The following is a 598-nucleotide window of genomic DNA, read 5'->3' as shown; positions in this document are numbered from 1 at the left end:
GGCTCTAGACCATCAGGTCTTTGTTTTTTGCTACCAGCCGTTTCATTTCGGCAATGAGTTGGGGCAGGGGCTTGTTGTAGCGCCATTCACATTCTTTGAGGTGTAATTCGAAGTTCCTCTTCACCCCATTGAATTTTGTGAGACGGCGCTTGGTGAAACTCCAGAAAGCCTCTATCCCATTAATATGAACGTTATTCTCGGCGAAGTGCTTGGCCTTGTTGACGCGAAAGTGCTTGTCATAACCGACATCAACCAAGCCCTCGTATCCTCGCCAACCATCGGAGTGCACGACACTTTCAAGGGCAACCTTTCCCCGGATGACTGCTTGTAGTGACTTGGCCGAGCAGTCCGGCACCAGTTCGGTATATACGGCTCCGTTTCGCTCGTAGATTCCAAACACTGGCTGCTTGAGCGTGCCCCTTCCTCGTTTTCTGGGGCCAGGGCGGCCTCTGACCCTGGCGGGGCCGAAAAAGCTTTCATCAACCTCGACAACCCCCAGGATTTTCTCCTTTTGGGATGCCTGGTGAGCGTAAATCAGCGTCCTGAAGGCCAGAAAGTACCTATTCACGGTCTTCCGGTTGAGCTTCAGGAGCAAGGC

1 protein-coding gene is annotated in these 598 nt (G+C 52.7%); it reads right to left on the bottom strand.

Annotation, left to right across the window (positions count from 1 at the left end):
• Positions 1-4: 4 nt before the first annotated feature.
• Positions 5-598, bottom strand: a 594-nt coding sequence (locus V6B97_RS17120) for an IS1595 family transposase (RefSeq protein WP_333507713.1), incomplete at its 5' end; no start/stop codon positions are given.

Origin of the sequence: Nitratidesulfovibrio sp. 1201_IL3209, from assembly GCF_036763125.1 — a bacterium.
In the GTDB taxonomy this organism is placed as follows: domain Bacteria; phylum Desulfobacterota; class Desulfovibrionia; order Desulfovibrionales; family Desulfovibrionaceae; genus Cupidesulfovibrio.
The sequence above is the reverse complement of the archived record's forward strand: the minus strand, read 5'-3'. Positions and strand labels throughout refer to the sequence as shown.